Genomic DNA, 8605 nt, shown 5'->3' on the forward strand with positions numbered 1-8605 from the left:
GCCGCGGAGCGCGCGCTCAACGCCTGCCGGCGCCGCCGCCGAACAGCCGGCCGTCGACCCACTGCAGGCAGTTGCGCAGCGGCGTCGGCAGCAGCGCCAGTCCCGCCAGCACGCCCGCGGTATCGGCCAGGGCGTCGAGCACGTCGGCCGAACGGTTCGCCGTCAAGGTCCCCTGCGCGACCTCGATGGCCACGCCCAGCAGCACCAGTCCGAGCATGGCCCGCAGCAGCGCGCGGCGCCCGGCGAACAGTTGCACCGCCCCCCACGAGAGCAGGAAGTAGGCGAGGAAATGCTCGACCTTGTCGCTGCCCGACGGCAGCGACAGCGGCGCCGGCGGCGTCAGGCAGGCCACGATCACCGCGACGATCGCCGCGATCCACAGGCCCAGCCACAGCCCGGGCCGGCGCAGGGGGCGCAGCGCCGCCATCACAGCCGCCAGGTCAGGTCGCCGGCCAGGAACGCGCTGCCGAAATCCACCCCGCGCGAGAACCCCATCGCCTGGAAGCGCTCGCCCATCTCGCTCGGCAGCGTCAGCCGCTTGACCTGCTCGCGCAGGCGCATGCGCCCGACCTCGTCGCTGCGCTGCTCGGCCTCGGCCAGCAGCGCGTCCAGGCCGCAGCCGAGCAGGAAACTGGCCTGGGTGCAGTAGCCGGCCAGGTCGAAGCCGGCGCCGGTGCCGGCCTCGGCCAGCGCGGTGAAGTCGACCGAGGCGGTGATGTCCTGCAGCCCCGGCCAGCGATACAGGCCGTTGTGCACGCGATGGCGGTAGAACGCGCGTATCGTCCCCTCGCTGCGCTGCGGCAGGTAGTACTCGCGGCGCGGATAGCCGTAGTCCACGAACAGCATCGCGCCGTTGCGCAGCCCGCCGGCCACCGCCTGCACCCAGTACGGCAGTTGCGGCAGCAACTCGGAGCGGTAGCCGTCCTCGAAGGGCTGTTCCAGGTAGCGCTCGACGTGGCGGACCGCGGCGGCCAGCAGCGCATCGGCCGGCTGTTCGCCGCGGCGGAAACCGCCTTCGCCGTCCACCACCACGGTTTCCTCGAATACCTCGCCCTCGCGCAGGGCGAAGCGCGGCGTCGGCAGCGCATCGAGCACCTCGTTGGCGAACAGCAGCCCGTCCCACTCGTCCTGGAACGGCCGGTCCAGCCATTCCACCAGGTCGAACAGCGGCGGCACCAGCGCACGCCCCAACCGCTCGCGCTGGCGATCGCGCAGGTCGGCGCTGGGCTCGAGGATGGCGTAGCGCCCGGGCAGCGCATCCAGCTCCATCAGCCGCTTGAGCATGGTCTCGGCGAAGGCGCCGCTGCCGCCGCCGATCTCCAGCATCCGTGCCTGCGGCCCCAGCTGCTGCAGCACCGGCGCCACCGCGTTGGCCACGGTGGCGGCGAACAGCGGCCCGATCTCCGGGGCGGTGGTGAAATCGCCGGCATCGCCGAACTTGCTGGCGCCGGCGCTGTAGTAGCCAAGGCCCGGCGCATACAGCGCCAGCTCCATGAACCGCGAGAACGGGATCGCGCCCTGGCCGGCGGCGATCTCCGCTCGCAGGTGCGCGGCCAGGCGGTCGCTGTGGGCAAGGGCTTCGTGGTCGGGCGTGGGCAGATCGGCGGGCATGCGGACTGGATCGCTGGGAAGACGTACAGCATAGGCGCTGGGCCGGCCGCGCCGGTAGCTCGGGCGACACCCGCGTGCGCCCGGCCCTCGCCGACCTGTGCGATCGGCACTTCCCATGGACGCCGGCTGGCCGACAATGCATCCAGGCACATCGAGAAGACATCCCATGCCCGACAACGCTCCCGTGGTGCTGGTCACCGGCAGCGCGCGCCGCATCGGCGCAGCCATCTGCACCCACCTGCATGCGCACGGCTTCCGCGTGGCCATGCACGGCTTCAGTTCCGGCGACGCGCTGGCCGCGCTGGCCGCACAGGCCGACGCGCGGCGGCCGCACAGCGCGGCGGCGCTGCACGCCGACCTGCGCGAGGCCGACGCGCCGCAGCGCCTGGTCGATGAGGTCCTGCACCGGTTCGGCCGGCTCGACGCGCTGGTCAACAACGCCTCCAACTTCTTCCCCACGCCGGTCGGCGAGGCCACGCCGCAGCAATGGGACGCGTTGTTCGCGGTCAATGCCCGCGCGCCGTTCTTCCTGATGCAGGCCGCCGCACCGCACCTGCGCGAACGCAACGGCGCGGTGGTCAACCTGACCGACCTGCATGCCGGGCGGCCACGCCGCGACTATCCGATCTACAGCGCCGCCAAGGCCGCACTGGCCATGCTGACCCAGGCCATGGCGCTGGAACTGGCGCCCGAGGTGCGGGTGAACGCGATCGCCCCCGGCGCGATCCTGTGGCCGCAGCCGGAACCGCCCGAGGCGGCCTGCCAGGCGCTGCTGGCGCGCACCCCGCTGGCGCGCATCGGCACCGTCGAGGAAGTCGCCGAAGCCGTGCGCTGGCTGCTGCAGGACGCCGGCTACATCACCGGCCACACCCTCGCGCTGGACGGGGGGCGCCGGCTGACATGAGTGGCTTACGCGGCCGACGTGCGGCGTATCCGGGCTTGCTCCGGGGCGTTGCCTCGACCTACAGCGGCACCGCGTCGAAATGCAGCCCATGGTCCGGGTGCCCGCGCCACAGCTCGGCCAGCGTGCGGCCGCTGAGCGGATCGACGAAACCCGGCGCGATCTCCGCCAGCGGCCGCAGCACGAAGGCATGCCTGAGTTCCGGCCGCGGGATGCGCAGGTGGCCGGGGCCATCGGCGATGCGGTCGCCATAGAAGACGATGTCCAGGTCCAGCGTGCGGTCGGCGAAGCGCGGGCCGCTGCGGTCGCGGCCGTGCGCATCCTCGAGCGCATGCAGCCACGAATCGAGCGCGGTCAATCCCATGTCGGTGTGCAGCGACACTGCGTTGTTCAGGAAATCCGGGCCCTCGAACCCCACCGCCGGCGTGCGGTAGGCCTGCGATACCACGATGTCGTCGCCGAAGCGCTGCCGCAGCGCCGCCACGGCCTGCCGGAGGTGGTGCCGGGGCTGGAGGTTGCTGCCCAGGCTGAGAAGCACGTTGACCATGCGTTATTGCGACATGCGGCGCCGGCAACGTCAACCTTCACGGCGCACCGCAGCGCCCTTCCAAGGCGCAAATCCGGTCCAGCCACAAGGGAGCAACCCGTAGGAGCGACTTCAGTCGCGATCGGGCTCTACCGGTAGAGCCCATCGCGACTGAAGTCGCTCCTACGGCGGGCTCTGCCGCCCACGCCTAGCCAAGCCACGGTCGCGGCGCATAGAATCGGGGCGCATTCCAGACGGCAGCCTCATGACTTATTGCGTCGGCATCGAAGTGGACGAAGGCCTGGTCTTCGCCGCAGACACCCGCACCAACGCCTCGCTGGACGATGTCCGCGTGCACGGCAAGCTGCATACCTTCGAGTATCCCGGCCAGGCGGTGTTCGCCATCATGTCCGCCGGCAACCTGGGAACCACGCAGCTGGCGATCTCGCGGCTGCGCCGCGACGCCGAACAGCAGGCGCCGCGCAGCCTGCGTTCGTTCCGCCACCTGTTCGAGGTGGCCGAGTACGTCGGCGAGGTGCTGGTGGCCAGCCAGACCCGGTTCAACGACGATTCGCACCACCAGGGCGTCAACACCCAGGCCACGCTGATCCTGGGCGGGCAGATCGCCGGCGAGCGTCCGGGCCTGTACATGGTCTATTCGCTCGGCAACGCGATCTCCGCATCGGCGGAGACGCCCTATCTGCAGATCGGCGAATCCAAGTACGGCAAGCCGATCCTGGACCGCATCGTGCGCCCGGAGATGAAGCTCGAGGACGCCGCCCGCACCGCGCTGGTGTCGCTGGACTCGACCATCCGCTCCAATCTCTCGGTCGGCCTGCCGATCGACCTGGCGCTGATCCGCACCAACGACCTGCGCGTGACCGAGCGCATGCGCCTGGAAGCGGACACGCCGCTGTACGCCGAGATCCACGACACCTGGTCGCGCAAGCTGGAGAACGCGGTGCGCACCCTGCCCCGCTTTCCCTGGGAGCCGGCCCTGCCCGAGAGCGACAGCGAAGCGCGGCTGCCGCCGCTGCCGCCGCGGGTGGTGCGCCGCGACCCGGGCGACCAGAGCTCGCAGCAGCAATAGGCCGGGGTAACGCCCCCGACGCCCGCAAGCCCTGATAACCCCACCCCGCGCGTCGCACGCGCGGGGCCGACTACGGTACGACCTCCAGCGCATGCGCCACCGCGCGGAACACGCGGTGCATCTCCAGCGGCTTGCTCAGGATGTGGACCGCGATCTCGTCGGGGAAGTGTTCGCGCTCCAGCGGCGCGGCCGGATCCTCCATCACGATCGCCGGACCGCGATAGCCCTGCTCGCACAGGCTGAACAGCAGGCTCACCGCCGACAGCAGGATGATGTCGCTGTCCACGATCACCAGGTCCGGCAGCGCGTCCTTGCGCACGTGGCGCAGCGCGGCGGCGCCATCGGCAGCCAGCGTCGGCTGGTAGCCCTGGCTGGACAGCGCATTGCCCAGCAGCGACAGCTGGGTGGCCTCCCCGTCGATCACCAGCAGGCGCTGGCCGCTGCCGGACGGCGAGGCGACGCTCTCCTCGACCACCACCGGCGCCGCGCCCTTCATCGGCAGCACCAGGTCGAAGCGGGTGCCGTGCCCGGGATGGCTCTCCACGAGCATCTTGCCGCCGTAGTTCTCGACGATGCGCTTGCACGAGCTCAGGCCGAGCCCGGTGCCGTCGGCCTTGGTGGTGAAGAACGGCGTGAACAGGCGCGCCAGGGTCTTCTCGTCCATGCCGATGCCGGTGTCGCTCACGCTGAGCTGCAGGCGCGCGCCATTGACCTCGTCGGCGGCAAGCTCGCGGGCGCCGAACACCAGTTCGCCGCCGCGCGGCATCGCCTGGATGGCGTTGAGCCCGAGGTTGAGCAGGCACTGCTGCAGCTCGGTGAAGTTGGCCTCGATCGCCAGCCCCGGGGCCACCGGCTCCAGCTTCAGCGTGACCCCGCGCGGCAGGCTGCTGGTCAACAGCATCTGCACCGCCTGGAACAGGTGCTCGATGGAGATGCGTTCGCTGCTCTTGCGCGAGCCGCGCACGAACGACAGCATCGACTCGGCCATCTCGTGGCCGCGGCGGCCGCACTCGGAGATCACGTTGGCGAGCTGGCGCAGCTGCGGATCGTCGGTGCGGCCGTTGAGCAGGTCCGGCACGATCAGCAGCGGCTGCAGGATGTTGCGCAGATCGTGGCTCAGGCCGGCGGCCAGCAGCGCCATGCTCTCCAGCCGCTGCGCCCGCATCAGCTCGCCTTCCACGCGCTGGCGCTCGGCTTCGTTGCGGGACTCGCGGATGGCGCGGGCCACCGCCGAGGGCAGGCGCCGGGGGTTGTGCTTGATGATGTAGTCGTTGGCGCCCTCGCGCAGCGCCGCCACCGCGGTCTCCTCGCCCATCGTGCCGGACACGAAGATGAACGGCGTGGCCGTGCTGCCGGCACGCACGATCGCCAGCGCGTCGTGGCCGGAGAAGCCGGGCATGCTCAGGTCGGACAGGACGATGTCCGGGGTGTAGCGCTCCAGCGCGTCGCGCAGGCCCTGCTCGTTCTCCACCCGCTCGAAGCTGGCGTTCAGGCCGGACTCGAGCAACTGGTCGCACAGCAGCTCCGCGTCCTCCGGCGAATCCTCCACCAGCAGCACGCGGATCGGGCCTAGGTCGGGACCGTTCTTGGGCATCGCGCCTTACTCTTCCTCTGGCGATTCGTTGATCACGGCCCAGAACGTACCAAGCGTCTTGACCGCATTGAAGAACTGGTCGATGTCCACCGGCTTGACCACGTAGGCGTTCACGCCCAGGTCCCAGCTGCGCGCCAGGTCGCTTTCCTCGCGCGAGGAGGACAGGATCACGATCGGCATGCGCTTGAAGGTCTCGTCCTTGCGGATCTCGGTGAGCACTTCCAGGCCGTCCATGCGCGGCATCTTGATGTCCAGCAGCAGCACCGCCGGCAGGCCCTCGGGACGATCGGCATGGGCGCCGCGGCGCAGCAGGTAGTCCATCGCCTCCACGCCGTCCTCGACGTGGACGATGGGATTGGCGAGGCGGGCCTCGCGCAGGGCGTCGACGGCCATCTCGGCATCGGCCGGGCTGTCTTCGGCAAGCAGGATGGTGCGGATCGCGGTCATACAGTCGGCTCGTTTGAGGGCGCATCGAGCGCCGAGGGAAGAATGAAGTGGAAGCACGCGCCCTTGTCGGGCTCGGCCTCGGCCCAGATGCGGCCGCCGTGCCGGGTCAGCACGCGGCGCACGCTGGCCAGGCCGATGCCGGTGCCGACGTACTCGCTGGCCTTGTGCAGGCGCTGGAACACGCCGAACAGCTTGCCGGCATAGGTCATGTCGAAACCGGCGCCATTGTCGCGCACGCTGAACATGTGGCTGCCGTCGGGCTGCTGCTGGTAGTCGACCTCGATCACGGCCACGTCGCGCTTGGCGCTGTACTTGACCGCGTTGCCCAGCAGGTTGAGCCAGACCTGCCGCATCATGTTCTCGTCGGCGACGATGATCGGCAGCGGCGCGATGCGCCATTCCACGCGGTGCCCGCCCTGCTCCGCGTCCTCGTGCAGGTTGGAGTCGAGCACCGCGCGCGTCTCGGACACCACCGACTGCATGTCCACCGCCTGCATGCGCAGCGCACTGCGGCCCAGGCGTGAATACACCAGCAGGTCGTCGATCAGCGTGGCCATGCGCTGGGCGGAACTGCCGATCACCTGCAGGTAGTGCGTGGCCTTCTCGTCGGCGCTGTCGGCCAGGTGACGCGCCAGCTTGTCGGCGAAACCGGCCACGTGGCGCAGCGGCGCGCGCAGGTCGTGCGAGACCGAGTAGCTGAACGCCTCCAGTTCGCGGTTGACCTCCGATATCTGGTCGATCTTGCCCTCGAGCTGCCGGTTGAGCTGCTCGATCTGCTGCTTCGCGGCCTTCTGCAGGGTGACGTCGCTGACCGTCATCAGCACCACCTGGTCCTCGCTGTCGGGCAGGGGCATGCGCCGGGCATTGATCAGCATGGTGCGCGGCACGCCGTCCACGCCGACCTGCTCGTGCTCGAAGTCCCACAGTTCGCGGCCGCGCAGCAGCACGTCCGCCAGCCGCTGGTGGATCGTCGGATCGCTCCAGGCTCCGTTGCCGACCTGCTCCAGATCGATCTCGCCGGCGTCCTCCTTCATTCCGTACAGTTCGGCGAAGGCGTTGTTGTACAGCACCACGTTCTGCTGGCCGTCGAGCAGCACGATGGGCTCGCGCACCGTCTGCAGCACCGCCGTGGCGCGGGCACTGGCGCGCAGCGACTGTCGCTCGGCATCCAGGCGCTGGCCCATCTGGCGTTGCAGCAGCCAGGTCACCCAGCCCAGCAGCAGCAGCTGCACGAACATCGCCAGCCAGCCCAGGACAGCGGCCCAGCCGCGAAGTTCCTCGGCACGTTTGGTGCGCTCGGTCAGCAGTTGCTGCTCGTGGGCCAGGATCTCCTCGGTGAGGTCGCGGATCGGGTAGCGCGTGGTCATCTCCACGGTCAACGCCCGGGCCCGGGCGGAATCGGAAGTGGCGGAGAGTTCGCGCGCCAGGTCCAGGCGCCGGGTCACGGTGGCCTGCAGGCGGCCGATCCTGATCTGCTGCCCGGGGTTGTCGCGGGTCAGCCAGGCGATGTGCTCCAGCCCCGGGCCCAGCGACTTCTCGGCCTGCTCCATTCTCTGGGTCAGGATGGGGAGTCGTTCACCCTGTGCCAGCGCCAGGGCAGCGGCTTCGATATCGCGGATGTCGGCGGCCATGCGCTGCACGGCGGCCTTCACTTCCTGGGTGTGGGCCACCCAGTCCGAGGCATTCAGGCTTTCCCGCGTCATCTGCCGCAGCAGCAGGAACGGCACGACGACGATCAGGAAGACCGCCAGCGCCAACACGGGCAGGCGCAACCGGCTCCACAGGCCATCGGTGGCTGGCTTCGAATCCAAGGGTCCCCTCATCTGCGTTGACGTGGCCTATTCTCACCCAAATGCTGAATGCTACAGATGAAGCATTCAGCTCATCGCCACGGGCGAGCAACGCTCGATGCCGTCCGATGAATAGGGACGGCACATCTTAAGGGTAATGCGTCGAATGTGGGATAAGCCGCAGCGGGGATCAGCGGCCCATCCGCTGCTGCGCCACCGCCCATGCGGGCAGGCCGGCGCGGGCCAGCAGGAAATCTGCATGCCGGTAGACGCGCTCGGCGCCCTCGGCCGGCAACGTGACCACGCATGCATCGAGCATGCGCGAGAAGCGGCGCCAGAAAGTCGCCTCGTCCAGGCTTTCGGCGAGCAGCAGCCACAGCGCCGTTTCCAACTGCGTCATCGCCGCCTCCACCTCGTCGTTCGTGGCGGGCGCAGGACCGTCGGATCCATCGTTGAACCGAAGCTTGCGCACGGCGACGGGCAGGACACGCACGGCTGATTCCGCGTACAGCTTCATGGGCACTTCTTCTTCCCTTGGCATGGTCAGGCAAGGCAGTCGTTGCCGGGCCGTTCGATCAGCGTACGTCGGTCGGGGGCGGGGGGGCCCCGGGGGGGCGGGCGCCCCCCCCCGCGAGAGGGAGGGGGG

General features: G+C 69.8%; 9 protein-coding genes. 2 read left to right on the plus strand and 7 right to left on the minus strand.

Features of this window, described 5'->3' with window-relative positions; all coding sequences use genetic code 11:
• Positions 1–16: 16 nt before the first annotated feature.
• Positions 17–439: a VanZ family protein gene (locus LRX76_RS16290; protein ID WP_231806728.1), complete on the minus strand. Its 423-nt coding sequence runs from the start codon at positions 437–439 to the stop codon at positions 17–19.
• Complete coding sequence (locus tag LRX76_RS16295) at positions 427–1611, minus strand: SAM-dependent methyltransferase (RefSeq protein WP_231806683.1); 1185 nt, start codon at positions 1609–1611, stop codon at positions 427–429. Before LRX76_RS16295 ends, LRX76_RS16290 begins: the two co-directional genes overlap by 13 nt.
• Before the next feature lie 166 nt (positions 1612–1777).
• Between LRX76_RS16295 and LRX76_RS16300 the strand changes: the two genes are divergently transcribed.
• Positions 1778–2515 (plus strand): pteridine reductase, encoded by a 738-nt coding sequence (locus tag LRX76_RS16300; protein ID WP_231806684.1) that lies wholly within the window; start codon positions 1778–1780, stop codon positions 2513–2515.
• 58 nt (positions 2516–2573) lie between these two features.
• On the opposite strand, the gene folK is transcribed toward LRX76_RS16300, so the two are convergent.
• Positions 2574–3059, minus strand: a complete 486-nt coding sequence (gene folK / locus LRX76_RS16305) for a 2-amino-4-hydroxy-6-hydroxymethyldihydropteridine diphosphokinase (RefSeq protein WP_231806685.1) — start codon at positions 3057–3059, stop codon at positions 2574–2576.
• A 244-nt stretch (positions 3060–3303) separates the two neighbouring features.
• Here folK and LRX76_RS16310 point away from each other — a divergent pair, with 244 nt between their 5' ends.
• Positions 3304–4128, plus strand: coding sequence for a 20S proteasome subunit A/B (locus tag LRX76_RS16310; RefSeq protein ID WP_231806686.1), 825 nt, complete (start codon positions 3304–3306; stop codon positions 4126–4128).
• Positions 4129–4198: 70 nt separating this feature from the next.
• On the opposite strand, the gene LRX76_RS16315 is transcribed toward LRX76_RS16310, so the two are convergent.
• The 4 genes from LRX76_RS16315 to LRX76_RS16330 all read right to left on the minus strand — a co-directional run bounded on the left by LRX76_RS16315 (position 4199) and on the right by LRX76_RS16330 (position 8476).
• A complete protein-coding gene (locus tag LRX76_RS16315; protein WP_231806687.1) occupies positions 4199–5722 on the minus strand; it encodes a hybrid sensor histidine kinase/response regulator in 1524 nt (507 codons plus the stop codon).
• A 6-nt stretch (positions 5723–5728) separates the two neighbouring features.
• The gene (locus tag LRX76_RS16320; RefSeq protein ID WP_231806688.1) at positions 5729–6169 is read right to left on the minus strand and encodes a response regulator; all 441 of its coding nucleotides are present in this window, start codon (positions 6167–6169) and stop codon (positions 5729–5731) included.
• The gene (locus tag LRX76_RS16325) at positions 6166–7980 is read right to left on the minus strand and encodes an ATP-binding protein (protein ID WP_231806689.1); all 1815 of its coding nucleotides are present in this window, start codon (positions 7978–7980) and stop codon (positions 6166–6168) included. The genes LRX76_RS16320 and LRX76_RS16325 overlap by 4 nt, the downstream gene beginning before the upstream one ends.
• A 169-nt stretch (positions 7981–8149) precedes the next feature.
• On the minus strand, positions 8150–8476 hold the full coding sequence (locus LRX76_RS16330) for a hypothetical protein (RefSeq protein WP_231806690.1): 327 nt from the start codon (positions 8474–8476) through the stop codon (positions 8150–8152).
• Positions 8477–8605: the final 129 nt, after the last annotated feature.

It is taken from the genome of Stenotrophomonas sp. MMGLT7, assembly GCF_021168555.1.
Classification (GTDB): domain Bacteria; phylum Pseudomonadota; class Gammaproteobacteria; order Xanthomonadales; family Xanthomonadaceae; genus MMGLT7.

Bases quoted from the DNA above. Each gene is read 5' to 3' on its own strand.
- folK (WP_231806685.1), bottom strand. From the start codon at position 3,059: ATGGTCAACGTGCTTCTCAGCCTGGGCAGCAACCTCCAGCCCCGGCAC.
- LRX76_RS16300 (WP_231806684.1), top strand. From the start codon at position 1,778: ATGCCCGACAACGCTCCCGTGGTGCTGGTCACCGGCAGCGCGCGCCGC.
- LRX76_RS16315 (WP_231806687.1), bottom strand. From the start codon at position 5,722: ATGCCCAAGAACGGTCCCGACCTAGGCCCGATCCGCGTGCTGCTGGTG.
- LRX76_RS16295 (WP_231806683.1), bottom strand. From the start codon at position 1,611: ATGCCCGCCGATCTGCCCACGCCCGACCACGAAGCCCTTGCCCACAGC.
- LRX76_RS16330 (WP_231806690.1), bottom strand. From the start codon at position 8,476: ATGAAGCTGTACGCGGAATCAGCCGTGCGTGTCCTGCCCGTCGCCGTG.
- LRX76_RS16320 (WP_231806688.1), bottom strand. From the start codon at position 6,169: ATGACCGCGATCCGCACCATCCTGCTTGCCGAAGACAGCCCGGCCGAT.
- LRX76_RS16310 (WP_231806686.1), top strand. From the start codon at position 3,304: ATGACTTATTGCGTCGGCATCGAAGTGGACGAAGGCCTGGTCTTCGCC.